The sequence below is a fragment of the Streptomyces sp. T12 genome (assembly GCF_028736035.1).
Taxonomy (GTDB): Bacteria; Actinomycetota; Actinomycetes; order Streptomycetales; family Streptomycetaceae; genus Streptomyces.
In genome coordinates, this window is the sequence record NZ_CP117866.1 from 7739181 (window position 1) to 7760913 (window position 21733).

The window sequence follows — 21733 nt, forward strand, 5'->3', positions numbered from 1 at the left end:
GGCCCCACATGCATCCCTTCTCCTACACCCGCGTCAACAGCGTCCGGGAAGCCCTGGACGCCGGCAGACGCGGCGGTCGTTACATCGCCGGCGGCACCACCCTGGTCGACCTGATGCGCGAGACCGTCGAAACCCCCGAGACGATCGTCGACATCAGCGCCCTGCCCCTGCGTGAGATCACCGCCACCTCGGGCGGAGGCATCCGTATCGGCGCCCTGGTCCCGATGTCCGTGGCCACCGCCGACCCCAAGCTGAACTCCCTCTTCCCGGTGGCCGCCCAGGCCCTGCGGGGAGCCTCGGCGCAGCTGCGGAACATGGCCACCATCGGCGGCAACATCATGCAGCGCACCCGCTGTACGTACTTCCGTGACGTGACCGCCGACTGCAACAAGCGCGAGCCCGGCTCCGGCTGCGCCGCCCTGCACGGCTACAACCGCGGCCACGCGATCCTCGGCGGCTCCGACCACTGTGTGGCCGTTCATGCCTCCGACTTCGCCGTCGCCCTCACCGCCCTGGAGGCGAGCGTCCACCTGCAGGCCCCGGACGGCAGGGAGCGCAGCCTCCCCTTCGCCGACTTCCTGCTCCGCCCCGGCAGCACCCCGCACCGTGAACAGAACATCCGCCAGGGCGAGTTGATCACGGCGGTCGAGATCCCGGCGTATCCGCGTCCGCTGAAGTCGGCCTACCTCAAGCTCCGCGACCGGCAGTCCTATTCCTTCGGGCTCGCCTCGGCGGCCGTCGCGCTGCATGTGCGCGGCGGGGTGATCCGGGAGGCGAAGGTCTCCGCCGGCGGCGTGGCCACGGTGCCGTGGAAGCTGTCCGCCGTCGAGCAGGCCCTCATCGGCGAGCGCCCCTCGGACCGCCTGTGGGCCGAGGCCGCCGGCCGCGCCGCCGACGGCGCCCGCCCCCTTCGGCACAACCGGTTCAAGGTCGAGCTCCTGAAGCGAACCGTCGAACGTCAGCTGCGTACCGTAGGAGAGATGGAATGAGCCCCCAGCCGCAGGCAGCCGTAGGTGCGCCGCTGTCCCGGGTGGACGGCCGGCTCAAGGTCACCGGCAAGGCGGAGTACGCCGCCGAGCACGACCTCAAGGGTGTCGTGCACGCCGTCATCGTCGACGCGAGCATCGGACGCGGCCGTATCACCTCCATCGACACACGCGCCGCCGAGAAACACGCCGGTGTGCTGCGGGTGATCCACCACGGCAACGCGCCGAAGCTCCCGTACCGTGACAACGCCGGGTCCAACAACCCGCAGGGGTGCAGGCTTCGGGTGTTCCAGGACGACCAGGTGTTGTTCCACGGCCAGCCGGTCGCCGTGGTGGTGGCGACCACGTTGGAGGCCGCCCAGCACGGGGCGAGCCTGGTCAAGGTCCGCTACGACGCCGAGCAGCCCTCGACCGACCTCACCAAGGCCGAGCCGGGCGAGCCGACCCGGTACGCGCGCGGAGACGCGGAAGCAGGTCTGCGCTCCTCGGCCGTACGGCTGGACCTGACCTACGAACTGGCGCGCAACCACCACAACCCGATGGAACCGCACGCCACCGTCGCCCGCTGGAACGGCAACCAGCTCACGGTGTGGGACAAGACGCAGTGGGTGATGGGCACGCACGACGAGATCGCGGCGGTCTTCGACCTCCCGGCGGACGCGGTGCGGGTCATCAACCCGTTCGTCGGCGGTGGCTTCGGCAGTGGACTGCGCTGCTGGCCGCACACGATCGTCGCCGCGCTCGCCGCGCGGGTGACGCGCCGCCCGGTCAAGCTGGTGCTCAGCCGCAAGCAGATGTACTTCGGTACTGGCTTCCGGCCGTCGTACGCGTACCGGCTGCGCCTCGGCAGCGACCGGCGCGGCCGGCTGAACGCCGCGATCCACGACATCGACCACGAGACCTCGTCGTACGAGACGTTCTTCGAGGCCGTCCTGGGCACGGGCCAGATGATGTACAGCATGCCCAACGTCCGCCAGGCGTACCGGCAGGTGCCGTTGGACGTGAACACCCCGATCTGGATGCGCGGGCCCGGCTTCGCCACCGGATCGTTCGTGATCGAGTCGGCCATGGACGAGCTCGCGCACGGACTCGGCATCGACCCGATCGAGCTGCGCCGGCGCAACGAACCGGCCGAGGACGAGTCGACCAACGAGCCGTTCTCCTCCCGACGGCTGAGCGAGTGCTACACGGTCGGCGCCCGCGAGTTCGGCTGGGACCGCCGCAATCCCGAGCCGCGCTCCACGCGGGAGGGGAGCCTGCTGATCGGCCTGGGCATGGCCGCCGGGGCCTACGACTGCGGGCGCTTCCCCGCGCAGGCCAGGGCGCGGCTGGACGCCGACGGCACGGCGGTCGTGGACGCGGCCACCACCGACATGGGGCCGGGCACGTACACCTCCCAGACCCAGGTCGCGGCCGACGCCTTGGGGCTGACCATGCGCACGGTCACGTTCCGGCTGGGGGACTCGGAGTATCCGTTCACCTCGCCGCACGGCGGTTCGGCGACCATGGCCAGTGTCGGCTCGGCCGTCGTCGACGCCTGCAACAAGGTGCGGCAGCAGGCGATCAAGCTGGCCGTGGAGGACCGGGAGTCGCCGCTGTACGGGGTCAACGCGGACGATGTGGTGGTACGCAACGGCCGACTGCACGTGCGGAACAACACGGCGCGCGGTGAGACGTACAAGCGCCTGCTGGCCCGCAACGACCGCTCCCACCTGGAGGCGAACGGTTCTTACGAAGGGCCTGGCTCCGAGCGGTCCGCCTACTTCGCCTACAGCGCGACCTTCGCCGAGGTCTCGGTCGATGCGGACCTGGGGCTGGTGCGGGTGCGCAAGATGCTCGGCGTGTACGACGCGGGGCGGATCATCAGCCCCAAGCTCGCCGAGAGCCAGGCCTTCGGCGGGATCGTGGGCGGCATCGGCCAGGCGCTGTTGGAGCACACGGTCACCGACCACCGCGACGGACGGATCGTGAACTCCAGCCTCGCTGACTATCTCGTACCCGTGAACGCCGACGTCCCCGAGATCAAGGCGATCTACCTCGACGGCGAGGACAACGCCGGCAACCTGCTGGGCGTCAAGGGGCTCGGCGAGGTCGTCCAGGTGGGCGTGGCGGCCGCGATCGGCAACGCGGTGTTCAACGCCACCGGCCGCCGGGTCCGCCAACTGCCCATCACCGCCGAAGCGTTGCTCTGACGCCACTGCCTCCATAGCCGGGTCCGGCAGCCGAACCCCCGTACGGCTGCCGGGCCCTCCCCGGGCCGCCGCCGCGCATGCGCCTCCATCGCCGCGGCGGCGGCCCGCTCACCTTCTGCGACAGCGACCGTCTGCTCTGGAGACCCCTGGAGACCCCCCATGCTGAACATCGCGGACGCACTGCACCGCTGGTGCCGCGAGGAACGCCCCTTCGCCCTGGCCACCATCGTCGGCGTCACCGGCAGTGCACCCCTGCCCATCGGTACGTCGGTGGCGGTGGACGAGGACGGCAACGCGGTCGGCAGCATCTCCGGCGGCTGCGTCGAGGGCGCGGTGTACGAGCTGTGCCGACAGGTGCTGCACGACCAAGGCCCTGCCCAGCGGGCCTGGTTCGGCTACTCCGACGACGACGCCTTCGCCGTGGGACTGACCTGCGGCGGCGAACTCGATGTCCTCGTCCAGCGCATCGACCCCGCCGCCCAGCCGCATCTCGGCGCGGCGCTCGCCGAGGCGGTCGAGGGCCGGCCCGCCGCCGTCGCCCAGGTCGTGGACGGGCCCGGGGGATTGCTCGGCGCCACTTTGAGCGTGCTCGGCGACAGCTGGATCGCCGACCGCACGCTCGGCGACGGGCCGACCGGCCGGGCGGTCGCGGACCGGGCCACCGCCCAGCTGCGCACCGGACGCACCGCGCTCGTCTCCCTCGGCGGACACGCCGACACCTGCCCCGAGAAGCTCTCCCTCCTCGTCCACGCGGCCGCCACCCGCCCCCGCATGCTCATCTTCGGCGCCATCGACTTCGCCGCCGCCCTCGCCCAGGCCGGCCGGTTCCTGGGCTACCACGTCACCGTGTGCGACGCCCGCCCCGTCTTCGCCACCGCCGCCCGCTTCCCGTACGCCGACGAGGCGGTCGTCGACTGGCCCCACCGCTACCTGGCCCAGACGGCCGTGGACGGCCGGACCGCCATCTGCGTCCTCACCCACGACGCCAAGTTCGACATCCCCCTGCTCCAGCTCGCCCTCGACCTGCCCGTCGGCTACATCGGCGCCATGGGCTCCCGCCGCACCCACGACGAACGCCTGCGTCGCCTGCGTGAAGTCGGGGTCACCGACGGGCAGTTGGACCGGCTGCACTCCCCGATCGGCCTCGACCTCGGTGCCCGCACCCCCGAGGAGACGGCCATCTCCATCACCGCCGAGATCATCGCCCACGCCAGCCAGAGCACGGGTCTCCCCCTGACCCGGGTCACCGGCCCGATCCATCGCGTTTCCGGGGCCGCTTCGAAGAACCCCCGCAAGGGGATTGACGCCCTGTTGCGCCAGGCTCCAGGATTCCCGCTGCAAAGAAGATATTGAAACGATTCACTCACCACCCCCCCTCGCTCACTCTGCACCTCCACAGGAGCCCGCGATGCCCCTTCTCACCCGCCGGTCCGCCCTGCGCTCGGCCATAGCCGTGGCCCTCGCTCCCACCCTGGGCTCCCTGACGCTGCCGCGCCTCGCGCCCGAGGCGGCCGCCGCTGTCTCGTGGACGGCGAAGTGGATCTGGGCGCCGTCCAGTTCGGCGAACCAGTGGGTGGCCTTCCGCAGATCGTTCACCCTCGGCTCCGCGCCCTCGAAGGCCGTGACCCAGATCGCGGCCGACTCGAAGTACTGGCTGTGGGTGAACGGCACCCTGGTGGTCTTCGAGGGCGGACTCAAGCGAGGCCCGAACCGTACGGACACCTACTACGACGAGATCGACCTCGCCCCCTACCTCACCAGCGGCACCAACACGATCGCCCTGCTGGTCTGGTACTTCGGCAAGCAGGGCTTCTCGCACAACAGCAGCGGCAAGGGCGGTCTGCTGTTCCAGTCCGACATCACCACCGGCTCGACGACCACCCGGCTGGTCAGCGACACCAGCTGGAAGCACACCGTCCACCCGGGCTACTCGAACAACACCAGCGGTACGCAGGTGAACTTCCGGCTGCCCGAGTCCAACATCTTCTACGACGCCCGAGCCGCCGCCGTCGTGTCGGGCTGGCGGTCACCCGGCTTCAACGACGGCGGCTGGACGGCGCCGACCGACTTCGGTGCCGCCGGTGCTGCGCCCTGGAACAACCTCGTCCAGCGACCCATCCCGCAGTTCCGCTACTCCGGTCTGAAGTCCTACGCCAACGCCTCCTCGCTCCCGTCCACCGGACAGGGCGCCACCGCGATCTCGGCCACCTTGCCGTCCAACCTCCAGGTCACGCCGTTCCTGAAGGTGGACGCCCCGGCGGGTGCGGTGATCGGCATCCAGACTGACCACTACGACGACGGCGCGGGCCTGACCGGGATCGAGCCGGGGACTCAGTACAACGTGCGCGCCACCTACGTCTGCACCGGTGGGGTGCAGGAGTTCGAGCCCCTGGCGTGGATGAGCGGCACGGCGGTGCGGTACACCATCCCGGCGGGCGTGACGATCCTGGAGCTGAAGTACCGGGAGTCCGGCTACGACACCGACTTCGCGGGCTCGTTCAGCAGCAGTGACGCCTTCCTGGACACCCTGTGGACCAAGGCGGCCCGCACGATGTACGTCAACATGCGGGACAACTACATGGACTGCCCGACCCGCGAACGGGCCCAGTGGTGGGGCGACGTGGTCAACCAGCTCAAGGAAGGCTTCTACACCTTCGACACCCGCTCCCACGCACTCGGCAAGAAGGCCATCGCCCAGCTCGCCGCCTGGCAGAAGGACAGCGGGGCGCTGTACTCCCCGGTCCCGACGACGATCTGGACCGCCGAACTGCCCGTGCAGATGCTCGCCTCGGTGTGGTCGTTCTGGACGTACTACGTCTACACCGGCGACGCGAGCGCCGTCACCGGCGCCTACCCGGCGGTGAAGAAGTACCTGAACCTGTGGAGTCTGGACGCCGACGGCCTGGTCAACCACCGCGCGGGGGACTGGGACTGGGAGGACTGGGGCAGCAACATCGACGCCCGCGCCCTGGACAACTGCTGGTACTACCTGGCCCTGGACACCGCCGCCAAGCTCGCCGACCTCAGCGGCAACAGCGGGGACGTGGCCGGATGGCAGGCCCGGCGCGACAGCATCAAGGCCAACTTCGACCGCGTGCTGTGGAACACGTCCAGGAACGAGTACCGCTCACCCGGCTACAACGGCGACACCGACGACCGCGGCAACGCCCTCGCGGTGGTCGCCGGGCTCGCCCCCGCCCCCCGCCACCGGGCGGTCACCGAGGTGCTGCGCACCCACCTCAACGCCAGCCCGTACATGGAGTTCTACGTCCTGGAGGCGCTGTACCTGATGGGCGCGGCCACCGTGGCCGAGGAGCGGATGCGCAACCGCTTCGCCGCTCAGGTCGCCGACCCCGCCTGCCACACCCTGTGGGAAGTGTGGGAGAAGTCCGCGGGCACCGACAACCACGCCTGGAACGGCGGCCCGCTGTACGCGCTGTCCGCCTACGCCGCCGGGGTGCGTCCCACCAAGCCCGGCTGGACGACGTACGAGGTCGTCCCGCAGACCGGCACCCTCGCGAAGATCAACACTGTCGTGCCCACCGTCAAGGGCGACATCCGCTTCGGCATCACCCGCGACGGCACCAAGGCCACCCTCACGCTCACCTCCCCGAGCGGGACGACGGCCCGGGTCGGCGTGCCCACCTACGGCGGCTCACAGCCGGTCATCACCGCGGGCGCCACCACCGTCTACACCAACGGCGCCGCCACCGGCAGCGTGAGCGGTCTGGCCTACGACGGCAAGGACGCGTCCTACGTCTACTTCACCGTGCAGCCGGGCGCCTGGACCTTCACGGCCACCGGAACAGGCCGCCTCGACGACCTCGCCCTGGGCCGGCCAGTCACCAGCAACAACAGCCTGGAGAACGGCGACTGGGGCAGGAGCAGGCTCACCGACGGCCGGCTCACGAGCGTGACCGGCGCCAAGGGCTACACCAGCAACGACTTCCCCTCCGCCGACGTGTCCGCGAATCCGGTCTGGGTCGAGATCGACCTCGGGGCCGACACCGACCTGGACGCCGTACGCCTCTTCCCGCGCACCGACACCCCGGCGGCGGGCGGCGGCACCGCGGGCTTCCCGGTCGACTTCACCATCCAGACCCGCCCCGACGGCGCCGGCACCTACACCACCGTCCGCACCGTCACGGGCCAGCCGAATCCGGGCGGGCTTGTCCAGACGTACGGCTTCCGGACGACCACCGCGCGCTACGTCCGCCTCCAGGCGACCCGGCTCGGCAGCCCGGCCTCCGACGAGAGCGCCAAGTACCGCCTCCAGCTCGCCGAACTCACCGTCCCCACCGCCGCGACCACCGTCACGGCCGACTACACCTTCGAGAACGGCGACTGGGGCAAGACGCGGATCCTGGACGGCACCACCACCAGCGTGACCGGCGCCAAGGGCTTCACCAGCATCGACTTCCCCGCCGCCGACGTCAGTCGCACACCCGTCTGGATCGAGATCGACCTCGGCGCCGACCGGGCGATCGGCTCCGTCACCCTCTGCCCGCGCACGGACACGGGCGGGGCCGGTGGCGGCACGGCGGGCTTCCCGGCCGACTTCACGCTCCAGACCCGGGCCGACGGCGCCACGTCGTACACCACCGCCCGCACGGTCACCGGCCAGCCCAACCCGAACGGAGCCGCCCAGACCTACACGCTCACCTCCGCCACCGGCCGCTACCTGCGCCTGCGGACCACCAAGCTGGGCACACCCGCCTCCGACGAGAACACCAAGTACCGCCTCCAACTCGCCGAGATCCTCGTCAGGTAGTCCGCTTCGGCCGGCTGTCGGCGTGCCCGGCGCAGTCCTTGGGCCGCTCGGCGCATACGGGACCGGCGGTGGTCAGGTGAGAGGTGGGGAGGCCGGCAGGTTCTGGTCGGCGGCCCAGGAGGCGAGGATGCGCAGCCGCTCGTGGGTGGGGGAGCCGGGCTCGGCGGTCCAGACCGTGAGGTTCTGGTCGGGGTCGGTGTTGGCGGTGAGGGTGTCCCAGTCCAGGACGAGTTCGCCGACGACCGGGTGGTTGAGGGTCTTGGTGCCCACGGTCCGGGCGGCGACCTTGTGGTCGCCCCACCACTGGGCGAACTGCTTGTCACGCAGCGACAGTTGGCCGACCAGCTCGATCAGGCGAGGGTCTTCGGGATACCTCGCCGCCTCCATCCGCAGCTGCGCCACGGCGAGCCGCGCGGAGGTCTCCCAGTCGGCGTACAGGGTGCGCATGGCCGGATCGGTGAAGCTGATCCGCGGGTAGTTGCGGTGCTTTTCCGGGAGGCGGGAGAAGTCGGTGACCAGCGCGGCCGCGAGCGCGTTCCAGGCCAGGATGTCCCCGCGGCGGCCCTGCACGATGGCGGGGGTGGCGGTGAGGTCGTCCAGCACCCGTTGCAGTTGCGGCTGGACCTTCTGCCGTCCCCGGCTGCGGCCGCGGGTGGTGGTCTTGCCGGCCAGCTGGAAGAGGTAGCCGCGTTCGTCGTCGTCGAGATGGAGCACCCGGGCGAGGACGTCCAGCACGGGCGCGGACGCCTGCATACGGCCCTGTTCGAGACGCGTGTAGTAGTCGGTGCTGATGCCGGCGAGCTGGGCGACCTCTTCGCGGCGCAGCCCGGCGACCCGGCGGGGACTGCCGTTGTCGGGCAGGCCGACAGTGCGCGGGCTCAGCTCGGCGCGGCGCTTCTTGAGGAATTCTCCCAGCTCGTTGAGGGGAACGTTGCTGGTCATGCAGCCGAGCATGACACCGATCGCACCCGCGGAAGGAGGGAGAATTTACTCCCAGGATGCCTTCCTCCCCGGATGTGTTTCTCCGCTTTCCGCCCTTGCCTTTGCATGTGAGGCTCGACACGGAGCAGAGGGCCGCGCCAGCAAGGTCCTCCTCAAGCCTGAGCGAAGCCCCTCCACCCACAAGGACTCACCATGACGACCTTCGCCCTCGTCGGCGCCGGCCCCGGCCTCGGACTCGCCACCGCCCGCCGCTTCGGATCCGCCGGACACACCGTCGCCCTGATCTCCCGCAACGCAGAGAAACTGGAGGCACTCGCCGCCGAGTTGGACGGTGACGGCATCCAGGCCCAGGGCTTCACCGCCGACGTCCTGGACATCGAGTCACTGGACGCGGCCCTGTACGCGGCCGCAGCCGCCCTGGGGCCGATCGAGATCCTGCAGTACAGCCCCGTGCCCCGCGCCGACTTCATGAAGTCGGTCCTCGACACCAGCGCCGACGACCTCGACGCGCCCCTGTCCTTCTCCGTCAAGGGCCCGGTCACCGCGGTGAACGCCGTGCTGCCCGGCATGCGCGAACTCGGCCGCGGCACGCTCCTGTTCGTCAACGGCGGCAGCGCCGTGCGCCCCCACCCGGACCGGGCCGGCACCTCGATCGCCTTCGCCGCCGAGAGCGCCTACGCCCGCATGCTGTACGACACCCTCGCCCCCGAGAACATCCACGCGGCCCAGCTGATCATCCCCGGCGCCATCCGCCCCGATGCCGAACACAGCAGCCCCGGGGTGCTGGCCCAGCGCCTGTACGACATCCACCTCAAGCGCGACGGCTTCCGCCACTACGCCGAGCCCCTGCCCGACTGACGCCCCTGGAGGATGCCGTGAGCCTGACCACCCGTTCCAGCCTTGCCCGCGCCGTCCCGACCGCGTTACTGCTCGCAGTGACCGCCTGTACCGACGAGGCACCCCCGTCTCAGCCTTCCCCGGCCTCGTCCTCCGCCTCCGCGTCTGCGTCACAGCGAGCGCCGGCAGCCACGGCACCAGTCTCACCCTCTGAGGACAAGAACACCGCCATGACCATCCGGTTCACCGTCGACGGCCACCGGGTCGATGCCACGCTCAACGACAGCGCCACGGCCCGCGACTTCGCCGCCCTGCTCCCGCTCACCCTGAACCTGAGCGACTTCCACCGGACGGAGAAGATCGCTGACCTCCCGCGTCGGCTGTCCACCTCCGGCGCCCCGGACGCCGCCGAAGCCAAGCCCGGTGACCTGGCGTATTACGCGCCCTGGGGCAACCTGGCCCTCTTCTACCGAGGCAGCGGCTCCAGTGACGCCGGCCTGATCATCCTCGGCCGCGTGCACGGCGACACCGAACGCCTCGCCACCGCCACCCAGGTCACCATCGAAGCCGCCTCCTGACCACGCGGCCCACGCTCAACGGGAGAAAGACACGTGAACCCCGCCTACGACTTCACCGGCCAGGTCGCCCTCGTCACCGGAGCCGGCTCCGGCATGGGCCTGGCGACCGCCCGCGCCTTCGCCGAGGCCGGAGCCGCCGTCGCCCTCACCGACATCGACGAAGCCGCCCTGAACGCAGCCGTCAAGGAACTCACCGACGCCGGCCACCGGGCCCTCGCCCTCACCTGTGACGTCAGCGACGAGGACCAGGTCGCGGCCGCGGTCGACCGCACCGTCGAGACCTTCGGCCGCCTCGACATGGCGTACAACAACGCCGGCATCCAGATCCCGCCCAGCGACGCCGCCGACGAACCCGCCGAACGCTTCGACCGCGTCAACGCCATCAATCTGCGCGGCGTGTGGGCCTGCATGAAGCACGAGCTGCGGCACATGCGCGCCCAGGGCAGCGGCGCCATCGTCAACTGCTCCTCGCTCGGCGGCCTGGTCGGCCTGCCCGGCCGGGCCTCCTACCACGCCTCCAAGCACGGCGTGATCGGCCTGACCACCAGCGCCGCCCTCGAATACGCCCCGCGCGGCATCCGCGTCAACGCCGTCTGCCCCGGCGCCATCGACACCCCCATGGTCCACGACATGATCACCAAGGGCGAACTCGACCGCGCCGAGGCCGAGGCCAACCAGCCCATCAATCGCCTTGGTACGGCTGAGGAGATCGCCCAGGCGGTCCTGTGGCTGTGCAGCCCGGGGGCCAGCTTCGTCGTAGGCGTCGCCCTCCCCGTCGACGGCGGCTACGTCGCCCGATAACGGCATGGGAGCCGCGGTCACGCAACGAACGGCGGCCCCCACGGCAGCGGCATCAGGCAACAGGCATCGGGCATCGGGCATCGGGCATCAGCAGACGGTGAAGGGATCGACTCCGTCCCACGCCTCGCGCCGCGCGTCGGCGAGCCGGTCGCGCACCAGACGCGGCTCCACGTCGAACGACAGGCACGCCCGGTCGCGAGGGGTGAAGGCCGGCCAGTCCGGCAGCGCCCGGGTCGAAGGAGTCCCGTGGTGGGCGAACGAGGTGAAGGAGTCGATCATCTTCGCGGACAGGGCCCGTGCCGTCGGGAGGTCGGCCGGCGCGGCACCGGTGAAGTCGCCCTGGCCCCAGTTGCCGAAGGTGTACTGGACGTCGCTGCCGTGCGTGGGCCCGAACGGGCCGGCTTCGGCATAGTCGAAGGTGTACTGCCACACCCGGGCGCCGGCCCGGTGGGCGTACTCGGCCAGCCAGACCGAGGGCATCACGACGAACCAGCCGCTGAGCACGTCGTTGAGGGTCGTGTGCCCGGGCAGGGCGGTGTCGTCGTAGACCTTCAGGAGCCGGTCCCAGGCGCGCTCGCCCGTCGCCTGGCGGGCCAGGGTCTCGAAACGGCCGGAGAAGACGGGCGAGCCCATGAACGGCTCGGCCTCCATGTTGCAGGTGCCGATCAGCAGATCGACGTCTCCGTCCACGGCTCCCAGCGGGTGCTGCGGCAGCACCTGCCCGTCGATGACGTGGCCGTACGGCTCCAGCAGCTGGGGGTCGTTCGCGGCCTGCACCGAGGCGTCGAGCAGTTCCCCGGTCGACACCGTCGTCAGGCGCGAGGTGTCCGTGGTCTTGAGGGAGCGCAGGACCGCCTCCCGAGTGGCGGAGGCGAACTCGGTGGTGTGGCAGGGGCGCGGGCCGCCGCTCTGGATGATGGCGCGGTGGAACAGTCCGCGCGCCCGGGAGGTGCCGAGCAGCGCGCCGATGGACATGGCGCCCGCCGACTCGCCCATGACCGTGACGGCGCACGGGTCACCGCCGAAGGCGGCGATGTTGTCGCGGACCCAGCGCAGTGCGGCCATCTGGTCCAGCAGCCGCAGGTTCCCGGAACCGTAACGGTCCGGCTGGTAGAGGCTGCCGAAGGCGCCCAGCCGGTAGTTGAACGTGACGACGACACAGTCGCGCTGGGCATAGTTCCCGCCGTCGAAGGTCGGGTCGTTGCCCGTCCCGGCGAGGAACCCGCCGCCGTGGACCCACACGATCACCGGCCGCTTCCCCTTGGTGGAGGGGGACCAGACGTTGAGGTACAGACAGTCCTCGCTCTGGTTCGGGGTCTCCGGCAGGCCGGGCAGCAGTGGCACCTGCGGTGCGGCATGGCCGTACGCGGACGCATCCCGCACGCCCGTCCACGACGTCACCGGCTGCGGCGGGGCGTAGCGCCGGGAGCCGGTCGGCGGGGCGGCGTAGGGCAGCCCCTTCCAGACCAGCACGCCGTCGCCGCGCTCGACGCCGCGCACCTTGCCCGATCGGGTGCCGACGACGACCGACCGGGCGCCCGCGTCGCGGCGGGGACTCGCCAGGGCGTCGGTGGGGGCCAAGGCCCCGGCCCCGAGCGCCCCGCCGACAACGCCCGCGCCCGCGACTCCCAGAAACCCTCTACGTCCGAGACCCTGACTCAACGGGATACCCCTTCCCTGCGTGAAACCGCGAGACGAAAGCCGAGGCCGACAGCACCACGAAGCGCGTCGACGACCGCATGATCGACGAGGCTCGCATGTCTCTCGCGGGAAAGGGAGGGAAGGATTCCTCCCCCTTTCGCCCGGATCCCGGGGTAGTCGGCGAGGCCGAGGCGGCCGACGGGGGAGCCTTACGCCCGACTAGCGATCCTGGTCACGCCGGCTCCGGTGGTGCACCGCCGTACGCCCCACCGTCGCCGCCAGTTTGCGCAGCCTGCGCCAGTCGAGGCGGGGAGCGGGCTGTGGGACGCCGGGGCGTTTGCGGGGGACGCGGACGCGTAGGGCGCCGGGTGTGATGCGGCAGTGGACGGGGGCGGGCAGGACGAGCGCCTCGCCGTCGATGCCGGCCTCGATCTCCGCGCGGTCGGCCTCGATGATCACGTCGGGCGCGGTGAGGATGGTGAGGCCGCCCGGCGCGGGGTCGAGGAGCAGTCCGGCGGCCTCGGCCGCGCTGTCCACCCTGAGGCCGAGGACGCCGAGGACGGCCGCGTCGAGACGGTCGCGGCGGCCGAGCCCGAACGGATCGTCCGTGCGGTAGGGGTTGTTGCTGACCAGCACGGCATGCGGAGCGTCGAGCGTGGTGCCCGCCGCACGGGCGGTCAGCCGCGGGCCCTGCTGGCGGGTGAGCAGGTCGGGCAGCAGCTCCAGGCTGGTGCCGATCTTGTCGTCGCGGTAGCCGGGGCTCTGCACGATGGCCGCGTACGCCCCGAAGGAGGCGTTGTTGACGAAGGGCCGGCCGCCCGCGAAGCCGAGGTCGACGCGGAGTTCCACGCCGTCGGTGAGGGCGTCCAGGCAGGTGGAGGGGTCCTCGCGGTCGAGGCCCAGGTCCATGGCGAAGTGGTTGCGGGTGCCGGCGCTGATCACCAGGAACGGGATGTCGTACGCGGCGGCGACGGCCGCGACCAGCGCCTGGGTGCCGTCACCGCCCGCGACGCCCAGCAGGTCGGCGCCGTCCGCCACGGCCTTGCGGGCCAGGGCGGTGACGTCCTGGTGCTGGTCCGGGTCGAGCAGGATGACGCGGGCGCCGAGGCGCTCCGCCTTCTCCTGGAGCGCGAAGCGGACCACCTTCCCGCCGCCCGAGCGCGGGTTCATGATCAGATACGGCCGCTGCGGCGGCGGTGCCTTCCGCTCCCGCATCACCCGCACCCGAGGGCTGCCCGTGCCCCGCAGCGCGTACCGGCCGCTCCACACGGCCACCGCCCACAGCGCCACGGATGCCAGCAGCGCCCAGAAGAGGGTGGCCGCGAACAGGGCCACTACGGCGGCCGGTACCGCCAGGGCCAGGACGGCGGCGGCCCAGCGCACCGGTCCGCGCAGGGTCAGCGTCCACCACACCGCGACCGCGCTGAGGCCCAGACCCGCGGCCCCGGCCACGAGCAGCAGGACGCCGCCGAGACCGCCGTAGGCGAGCGGCACGAGCACCGCGAGCCCCGCCGCGGCCAGTGCCGCCCTGGCCGCCCACCGCTGGCCTCGGTAATCCCACCTGCTCAAGTCCACGGTCATGGCTCCTTCACTCGCCGGCGGACATGGTAGGGCCGGTCGGTTGCGGGGCGGGAGCGGGGCCCGGTGGCCGGGCCCCGTGCCTCAGCGGTAGGCCGCCACCGCGGCGAAGTAGAGGCCGATCGCTCCGCCGCCGATGAGAACGGCGACCGTGGGGCGGCTGCCGCCGCGCCAAGCGATGAATGCGGCAGAACATCCCACGTGCACGGACACGGACAACGCCAGCAGCACGGAGAACAGGTGGAGCAGTGTCATGGTCGGTCCTTCCCGGGTGTCGGCGGTAGTGGTGGCCACCGGTTGGGATACAGACAACCCGTCGGACAAGGCGTCCGACTGCGACTGGTTACGAATCGGACACTTGGTGAGCGGGCCGGCAGGTGGCCGCCGTAACGTCACCGGTGTCCGTCGGCGTCAGTTTCGGACGATCGGACAGCAGGAGGCGCTGAAGGGGGGCGACGGCAGGTGCCGGTGCTCTTCGACGACCTGCGGCGCCTCGGCGCACTGAAGGGGAAGGGCGGGCTGCTCAACGGTGAGCCGTCGGACCGCGCGCTGGCACGCAAGGCCGGCCTGGCCCCGGAGACGCCCGGGAAGTGGCTGCGCGGCAGTCAGCTTCCGCAGGACGTCGACGCGTTGATCACCGTCATCGGGGAGATCCGGGCCGAAGCGGCCCGCCGAGGTCTTCTGGAATCGCCGGTCGACACCACATCGGACGAGACGATCGCTGGGTTCCTTTCACCGGAGCGTTGGCGGGAGGCCGTCGAGGCCGAGCGCCGGCGCCGGGCGCACAGGGCCCGGGTGGCAACGGAGCGGCAGCAGGCCCACAGGGCCCTCGCCGAGGAGGAGTTGCGGGCCGGACGGGCCGCCCTGCCCGACCCGCCGCGGGCCGTGCGGAGCTGGACCGCCCGCCGGCTGGGGGTCCACCCTGCCATCTCCGGCAGACCGGGCGGCGACGGGAAAGGCTTCGTCCTGCCTCGTTATGTGCCCCGGCCGCACGATCTCGCCCTGTGGGATCACCTCCACGAGGTCATCGCTGCGAGGGACACGACACTCGTGGTGCTGGAGGGGGAGTCCTGCACGGGAAAGACCCGCACCGCCTTCGAAGCGGTCAGCCGGGTGGTGCCCGACGACTTCGACCTGTTCTTCCCCGCCGACGCGTCCAGCCTGCTGGCCGCCCTTGCCGCCGACGCGCTCGGCCCGCGCAGCGTGCTCTGGCTGAACGAGGCACAGCACTGTCTCACCGGGCCGAGCGGTGAAGCGGCGGCGGCCGCCCTGCTGCGCAGGCTCGACGACCCGGGCCCGCTTGTCGTGCTCGCCACCCTGTGGCCCGATGATGCGCAAGGGCTCACCGATCCGGGTCGGCACCGCGCCGAGGACCCCCACCGGCATGCCCGGGTCCTGCTGAGTCAGGCCCATTAGTTCCTGCTGCCCGCTTCCTTCGGCGACGACCTGGACGCCGTACGCACAGCGGCCGACGAGGACCCCTCATTGGCCGAGGCCCTGGAAACCGGTTCGAGCGACATCACGCAGATCCTGGCGGCCGGCCCCGACCTCGTGAAGCGTTACGAACGGCCCACGGGCGTCCATGGCATCTGCGCCGGCGCACTGATCAGTACCGCCATGGACGCCCACCGCCTGGGCGTGCTGGGCCCCCTGCCGACCGCCTTCCTCGAAGACGCCGCATGGGGGTATCTCCCGGACAGCGTCCGCGCAGCCGTGCCCGACGACCCCGACTGGTTCGCCCGAGCCGTGGCCCACGCCCGAGCGCCCGTCCGGAACGTCGTGGGGGCGCTGCAGGCTGTCCCGCGCACTGCCGGCATGGGCGCGGAGCCGAGCCTCCTGCGCCTGGCCGACTATCTGCAGCAGCACGGCAGCCGCACCCGGAGGCGCCTGTGCCCGCCCGCCACGTTCTGGGCCGCGGCCGCCACGCATCTGCCCCGTCACAGAGACCTGATCCGGCTTGCCCGGGCCGCCGAGGCGAGACTGCGTCACCGCCATGCGGCCGAGCTGTACCGCGCCGCCGCCGACTCCGGCGGTATCACCGCGTTCAGGAGGCTCGCGGAGCTTCAGGAGCGCACAGGTGACATGCGCGCCGCCGAAGAGACCTGCCGCAGGGCCGTGGACGCCGGTGACACGGAATCGTTGGAGCTGTTGGCGGAGCTGCGGGAACGGGCCGGGGACCGAGCGGAAGCCGAACGCCTCGTCCGGCAGATCGACGTTCCCTACAGACAGTCTCTGGCCGTGGACCGACTGCTGGCGATCCGTGAGCAGGCCGGAGGCCCGGCGGCAGCGGAGGCGCTGGCCCGCAGGTTCGCCGAGGAGGGGAACGGCCGCGCGCTGTACCTTCTGGCCGTGCGGCGAGAGGACGCCGGTGACCCGCAGGAGGCGGAGCGCCTCTACCGCGCCGCCGCCGACGCGGGAGACGCGCGCGGTCAGCTTTGTCTGGCCTGGCGCCTGGAGCGGGCGGGCGAGCATGGCGCCGCGGAGCCACTGCTTCTGGCCGCCGCGGAGAGTGGGGACACGGACGCCCTGGTGTCGCTGGCGATTCGCAGGGAGGAGCAGGGGGACCGGGCGGAGGCGGAGCGGCTGGCCCGCCAGGTCGCCGCGCACGGAATCGGAGGTGCCCTCGTCGGCCTGGCCATGCGGCGGGACGGACGCGGCGAGGCGGCGGAGGCGGAACGGCTCGCCCTGCTCGCCCACCAGGCCAGAGACCATGAGGCGCTGACGGACCTCGCGCAACGGCGCAGCGACGCCGGGGACGAGGAAGGGGCCGAGTACGTCTACCGCATGGCCGCCGACGCCGGCATCAGCAGCGCTCTGGTCTGGCTGGCGCTGCGGCGGGACGAGGCGGGAGCTCCGGAGGAGGCGATGCGACTTGCCCGGCGGGCCGCCGACGCATACAACACGTACGGCCAACTGCTCCTGCTCAAAAGGTGGGAAACACAGGGCAGGCACGCCGAGGTAAGCCGGCTGCTGGACGAGACCAGAGGATATGAACACTCCTTGGCCCTCGTCCGGGAAGGCCGCGGCGACCGGCAGGGTGCGGAGGAGATCGCGTTGCAGGCGGCCAGAGCCGGTGAGTTCTTCGCGATGCACGCGCTTGCCATGCTCAGGGGAGCCGCTGGGGAGCGCGACGAGTCCGAACGACTCTTCCGTCTGGCCGCCACCGCCGGAGACACCATCGCCATGGAGCAACTGGCCCTGCTGCGAGCCGAGGCCGGAGACCACGAAGAGGCCCGAAGGCTCGTTCGGCTGGCCTCCGAGTCGTGTCTGCCACACCAGCTCATCGGCCTGGCCAAGAGGCTCGCACAGGCCGGAGACCGGAGAGGAGCCGAACGGCTGTACCGCACCGCCGCCGATGCGGGCGAACACGGCGCTCTGCGCGGACTGTGCGGACTCCGCGGAGCGAAGGCCCGCGAGCAGCTCAGGCGCTACGGGCTGGAAGCCGACGGAGTGCCGTCCCAGGGGTTCTCCTGGGGAGGCGGTTCTGAACATGTTCAATTCGAGTCGTAGGCTGGTTCCATGAGCGACAGAGCCGCCCTGCTCAAGGGCATCCGTGTCTGGTTGGCCTCCTTCGTCGTCTGCCTGGTGCTCAGCGGCGCCACGGCCTTCCCCCTCGTCCACGAACTGCACTGGACCGAGGACCTGTTGCGCGCCCTGTCCGTGCCGGAGCACCTGCCCGGCCTCATGGACTGGATCGAGCGCGTCCGGCGCGGACTGGACGCCGCCGACGCCGACTACCCCTTCCTGCTCTACGGCACGGACTGGCTGGCCTTCGCCCACCTCGTCATCGCGGTCGCGTTCGTCGGCCCCTACCGCGACCCCGTCCGCAACATCTGGGTCGTCGAGTTCGGGATGATCGCCTGCGCGGGCATCGTCCCGCTCGCCCTGATCTGCGGGCCGATCCGCGGCATCCCCTTCTGGTGGTCGGTGATCGACATGTCGTTCGGTGTCTTCGGGGTGATCCCGCTGTACGTCGTACGGAAGAAGATCAAGCGGCTGGAGGCGCTGACCGAAGCGTCGGCACCGCCGCCCGCTGCCGTCGCCGTCAGCGGTTGAACGCCGGGAAGGCGAAGCGCTGGGCGATGGCCAGGCCGTCGCCCTTCGCGTCGGTCGAGTTGACGGAGTAGACCACCGTCCGGGACAGGTCACGGGTGGCCGCGACGACGGTGTGATAGCCGGGGCGGGCGCCCGTCTTGGCCCAGATCACCTTGCCGTTCAGCTCGAACCGCTCCAGTCCGGCACTCATGGTGGCCCTGTCGAGGTCCGGGACCGTGAACATCTCCTTCAGCTGGGGCTCGGGCACGACCCGACCGCGGAACAGGGCGAACAGCAGCCGTTCCAGGTCCGCCGTCGTCGAGATCATGTCGCCGGCCGCGAACCGGTCGGACATGTTCCACTCGGTCACGTCGACCAGCTTGCCGTCGATCCAGTCGTACCCGCGGTTGTGCGGGCCGTGGACGCGGGGGTCGGGGCCGTCGGGGAAGGAGGTGTGCCGCATGCCGAGCGGGCGGAAGATCCGTACGGCCGCCTGGTGGGCGTACGAGTCGCCGGTGACCTTCTCGATCAGCATGCCGAGCACGGTGTAGTGGATGTTGCCGTAGCGCTGGTGCTCGCCGGGCGCGTGGTCGGGGTCGGGGCCCTTGGCGACGGACGCGGCCACCACCTCCTCGGGAGTCAGCGTCTCGAAGCGGTGCTCGTAGCCGTCGTCGACGTCCTCGCCGAGGGATGCGCCCGGCTGCAGGCCGCTCGTGAAGTTGAGCAGCTGCCGTACGGTGATCGGCGCGAAGTCCTCGGTGAGCAGGCCCGGCAGATACTGCTGAACCGTGCCGTCGAGGGAGATCCGCCCCTCGGCGGCGAGTTGCAGCACGATCGCCGAGGTCACGATCTTCGTCGTCGAACCGGCGCGGAAGCGGGCGCTCTCCAGCGCGGGCGCTCCGGTTCTCAGGTCCCGCACCCCGGCCGCCCCGTGCCAGCTCCCCTTGCCGCCGACGCGGATCAGCGCGGCCGTCGCGTCCTTGTCGGGCAGCCCGGCGAGCGCCGCGCACAGGGCCTCGACGTCGGGGCCGTCCGCCGGGGCGGCCTCGATCGCCTGCGCGCTGCACGACGACGCGGGGCGCGCGGAGGCCGTCCCGGCCAGCGGCAGCGCGGTGAGGGTCAGGGCGAGCGCGGAGGTGAGGAGGGCGGGAAGCGGGCGTACGGGCATCTGCTGCTCCTGATGTCGACGGGGTGTCCGTGATCATCGTCGGGGCGAGGCGGCCCCTGCCGAATCGTCGGTGAGGAGGGGCTCTGACCCTGGCGAACCCCGGATCAAGTGCCGTGCAGCGCAAGGGTGTTGTGAGGGATCGCCCTTACGGGCCCGGTCGCCCGCGGCGGCGTCGGCCGGCTGCGCCGAAAAAGTGTTATCCCCGCCCCCTTCACCGCGTCTCCACTCGCGTCCCCCCGTCCCCACACCCGGGAGACCTCCCCATGGCCCGCCCGCACCGCAAGCGGAATGTGATCTCCGACATAGCCAACAGTGCTGGTCAGGCTGAGAAGGTGCGTACGGGCAGCAAATGACCTGGGAGAGGACGCACGTGGACGAGGGAGCCCGCAGGCAGTGGCGCTCCACCATCGCGGCGGCGCAGGCCGGTGACCGGCATGCGCTGGACGAGCTGGTCGAGGGCTGGCTGCCGCTGGTCTACAACGTCGTCGGGCGCGCCCTCAACGGGCATGCCGACGTCGACGACGTGGTCCAGGAGACCATGCTGCGCGCCGTCGACAACCTCGGCTCGCTGCGGGACCCGGACAGCTTCCGCTCCTGGCTCGTCGCCATCGCCATGCGGCAGATCCGGGACCGGGCGCGCCGCAGGCAGACCGCCCAGCTGGACGAGTCGGCCGCGCACGAGGCCACCGACTTCGCCGAACTCACCGTACTCCGGCTGCAGTTGGAGGGGCAGCGGCGCGAGGTCGCGGAAGCCGTGCGCTGGCTGGACGACGAGGACCGGCAACTGCTGTCGCTGTGGTGGCTGGAGGTCGCGGGCGAACTGACCCGGCGCGAACTGGCAGCCGCGGCCGGGATCAACCGGCAGCACGCGGCGGTGCGCGTCCAGCGGGTGAAGGAGCGGCTGGAGACCGCGCGCGGCATCGTCCGTGCGCTGGACGGCGCCTGCCCCGACCTGCGCGAACTGACCGCCCGCTGGAACGGCCGTCCCGACTCGGTCTGGCGCAAGCGGCTGGCCCGGCACATCAGGAGCTGCGGCTACTGCGGCGACACCCGCGAGGCCGTCGTACCGGCGGAACGGCTCCTCGTCGGCCTCGCCCTCGTCCCGATCCCCGTCGGCTTCACCCTCTCCCTGGCCCTCGGCGGCAAGACGGCGGTCGCGGCGACGGCCACGGCGACCTCCGTCGGCTGGTCCGCGAAGGTGATGGCCGCCCTCACCCAGCCCGCCGTGGCGGTGACGGCCGGCGCGACGATCGTCGCGGGCGGCGCGTACGTCGTCACCCAGACCCCGGACGCCCCGCCGCGCGCGGCCGCCCCCACGGCGGCAAGCACGGCCCGCCCGCCGTCGTCCAAGCCGTCCGTGACACCGACGGCCACACCTTCCTCGTCACTGTCACCCTCGCCGTCGGCGACGAAGCAGGTCGACCTGTACGGCACGGTCGTCGACGCCGTCGACCAGGCCCCGGACCCGAACACCGAGCCCGCCGCCCTCCCCCGTCGCCCCGAGTCCGGCATCACCAGCACCGGGGGCGCGAAGGCCGTCATGCAGCACCGCGGCGAGAACGTCACGCTCAGCGGACAGGGCTATGTCCTGGTGCGCTGGCAGATCGCGCCGCACGACCGGCCCGGCGGGCTGACCATGCCGACCTGGACCGGTCTGAAGGGCAAGATCTTCCACGTCGCCTCCGGTGGCGGCCGCCGCATGGACGACGTCGTCGGGGACGGCTCCGACCGGGGCTACGTCACCGGCATGGGCGGCCCGGACATCGGCTACACGGTGCTGCCCGACGGCACCCAGCAGATGTGGCAGAACGAGTACTTCTACATCGACGGCACCGTCACCCTCAACCAGAACGAGCGCGGCGCCTCCTACGGCCTGACCGTCATGCCGTCGAGCTGGGACAAGGTGAACGAGGACGTGCGGTACGGACCACCCCAGGGCGCCCTCCGCTACGGCCTGGTCCGCGACAACGGCAAGGACACCGCGCCGGTGCCGCAGTACGTCACCCGCGAGAGGCCGGCCGATCCGGCGACGGTGCCTCAGCGCTCCCGCGTGTAGGCCCAGCGCATCGCCGCCGCCGCGCCCGCCGCGCACGTGGTCAAGGCCTTCAACCTGTGGCCCTGTCCGTCGTACGACGACTCGTACGCGACCTCGGCTGCGAGCCGCTGAACGCCGGGGGACTGGACCGGGCCGGGCCGGTGCCCGT

The 21733-nt window shown here is 71.6% G+C and carries 16 protein-coding genes; 11 read left to right on the forward strand and 5 right to left on the reverse strand.

All coding sequences use genetic code 11. The annotated features are described in order from the left end of the window. Nucleotides 1-8: 8 nt before the first annotated feature. The 4 genes from PBV52_RS34935 (at nucleotide 9) to PBV52_RS34950 (ending at nucleotide 7949) form a co-directional block, all read left to right on the forward strand. Nucleotides 9-989 (forward strand): xanthine dehydrogenase family protein subunit M, encoded by a 981-nt coding sequence (locus PBV52_RS34935; RefSeq protein WP_274243819.1) that lies wholly within the window; start codon nucleotides 9-11, stop codon nucleotides 987-989. Further along, a complete protein-coding gene (locus tag PBV52_RS34940; RefSeq protein ID WP_274243821.1) occupies nucleotides 986-3178 on the forward strand; it encodes a xanthine dehydrogenase family protein molybdopterin-binding subunit in 2193 nt (730 codons plus the stop codon). The genes PBV52_RS34935 and PBV52_RS34940 overlap by 4 nt, the downstream gene beginning before the upstream one ends. 159 nt (nucleotides 3179-3337) lie before the next feature. Next, nucleotides 3338-4531 (forward strand): XdhC/CoxI family protein, encoded by a 1194-nt coding sequence (locus tag PBV52_RS34945; RefSeq protein ID WP_274243823.1) that lies wholly within the window; start codon nucleotides 3338-3340, stop codon nucleotides 4529-4531. Nucleotides 4532-4586: 55 nt separating this feature from the next. Continuing rightward, complete coding sequence (locus PBV52_RS34950) at nucleotides 4587-7949, forward strand: discoidin domain-containing protein (protein WP_274243824.1); 3363 nt, start codon at nucleotides 4587-4589, stop codon at nucleotides 7947-7949. 72 nt (nucleotides 7950-8021) lie between these two features. Here PBV52_RS34950 and PBV52_RS34955 read toward each other — a convergent pair whose 3' ends face one another. Continuing rightward, entirely contained in the window at nucleotides 8022-8903 is an 882-nt protein-coding gene (locus PBV52_RS34955; RefSeq protein ID WP_274243826.1) for a helix-turn-helix domain-containing protein, read from the reverse strand. A 180-nt stretch (nucleotides 8904-9083) separates the two neighbouring features. On the opposite strand from PBV52_RS34955, the gene PBV52_RS34960 reads away from it, so the two are divergent. From PBV52_RS34960 to PBV52_RS34970, 3 genes are all read left to right on the forward strand, one after another. Continuing rightward, complete coding sequence (locus tag PBV52_RS34960; protein WP_274243828.1) at nucleotides 9084-9749, forward strand: SDR family oxidoreductase; 666 nt, start codon at nucleotides 9084-9086, stop codon at nucleotides 9747-9749. A gap of 209 nt (nucleotides 9750-9958) precedes the next feature. Continuing rightward, on the forward strand, nucleotides 9959-10306 hold the full coding sequence (locus PBV52_RS34965) for a cyclophilin-like fold protein (RefSeq protein WP_306801455.1): 348 nt from the start codon (nucleotides 9959-9961) through the stop codon (nucleotides 10304-10306). Between the two features lie 33 nt (nucleotides 10307-10339). After that, nucleotides 10340-11107: a glucose 1-dehydrogenase gene (locus tag PBV52_RS34970; protein ID WP_274243830.1), complete on the forward strand. Its 768-nt coding sequence runs from the start codon at nucleotides 10340-10342 to the stop codon at nucleotides 11105-11107. A gap of 87 nt (nucleotides 11108-11194) precedes the next feature. Here the strand turns inward: PBV52_RS34970 and PBV52_RS34975 are convergent, their stop codons facing one another. From PBV52_RS34975 to PBV52_RS34985, 3 genes are all read right to left on the reverse strand, one after another. Further along, the gene (locus tag PBV52_RS34975; RefSeq protein WP_274243832.1) at nucleotides 11195-12769 is read right to left on the reverse strand and encodes a carboxylesterase/lipase family protein; all 1575 of its coding nucleotides are present in this window, start codon (nucleotides 12767-12769) and stop codon (nucleotides 11195-11197) included. 198 nt (nucleotides 12770-12967) lie between these two features. Continuing rightward, the gene (locus tag PBV52_RS34980) at nucleotides 12968-14329 is read right to left on the reverse strand and encodes a diacylglycerol kinase family protein (RefSeq protein WP_274243834.1); all 1362 of its coding nucleotides are present in this window, start codon (nucleotides 14327-14329) and stop codon (nucleotides 12968-12970) included. Between the two features lie 81 nt (nucleotides 14330-14410). Then, nucleotides 14411-14581, reverse strand: coding sequence for a hypothetical protein (locus tag PBV52_RS34985; RefSeq protein WP_274243839.1), 171 nt, complete (start codon nucleotides 14579-14581; stop codon nucleotides 14411-14413). A 207-nt stretch (nucleotides 14582-14788) separates the two neighbouring features. Here PBV52_RS34985 and PBV52_RS34990 point away from each other — a divergent pair, with 207 nt between their 5' ends. The 3 genes from PBV52_RS34990 to PBV52_RS35000 all read left to right on the forward strand — a co-directional run bounded on the left by PBV52_RS34990 (nucleotide 14789) and on the right by PBV52_RS35000 (nucleotide 18382). After that, nucleotides 14789-15742: a hypothetical protein gene (locus PBV52_RS34990; RefSeq protein WP_274243842.1), complete on the forward strand. Its 954-nt coding sequence runs from the start codon at nucleotides 14789-14791 to the stop codon at nucleotides 15740-15742. 69 nt (nucleotides 15743-15811) lie between these two features. Continuing rightward, a complete protein-coding gene (locus PBV52_RS34995; protein WP_274243844.1) occupies nucleotides 15812-17836 on the forward strand; it encodes a hypothetical protein in 2025 nt (674 codons plus the stop codon). 9 nt (nucleotides 17837-17845) lie between these two features. After that, the gene (locus PBV52_RS35000; protein WP_274243846.1) at nucleotides 17846-18382 is read left to right on the forward strand and encodes a hypothetical protein; all 537 of its coding nucleotides are present in this window, start codon (nucleotides 17846-17848) and stop codon (nucleotides 18380-18382) included. Here PBV52_RS35000 and PBV52_RS35005 read toward each other — a convergent pair. Continuing rightward, the gene (locus PBV52_RS35005) at nucleotides 18372-19529 is read right to left on the reverse strand and encodes a serine hydrolase (protein ID WP_274243849.1); all 1158 of its coding nucleotides are present in this window, start codon (nucleotides 19527-19529) and stop codon (nucleotides 18372-18374) included. The genes PBV52_RS35000 and PBV52_RS35005 overlap by 11 nt on opposite strands. Before the next feature lie 349 nt (nucleotides 19530-19878). Here PBV52_RS35005 and PBV52_RS35010 point away from each other — a divergent pair, with 349 nt between their 5' ends. Then, nucleotides 19879-21585 (forward strand): RNA polymerase sigma factor, encoded by a 1707-nt coding sequence (locus tag PBV52_RS35010; RefSeq protein WP_274243851.1) that lies wholly within the window; start codon nucleotides 19879-19881, stop codon nucleotides 21583-21585. Nucleotides 21586-21733 lie beyond the last annotated feature (148 nt).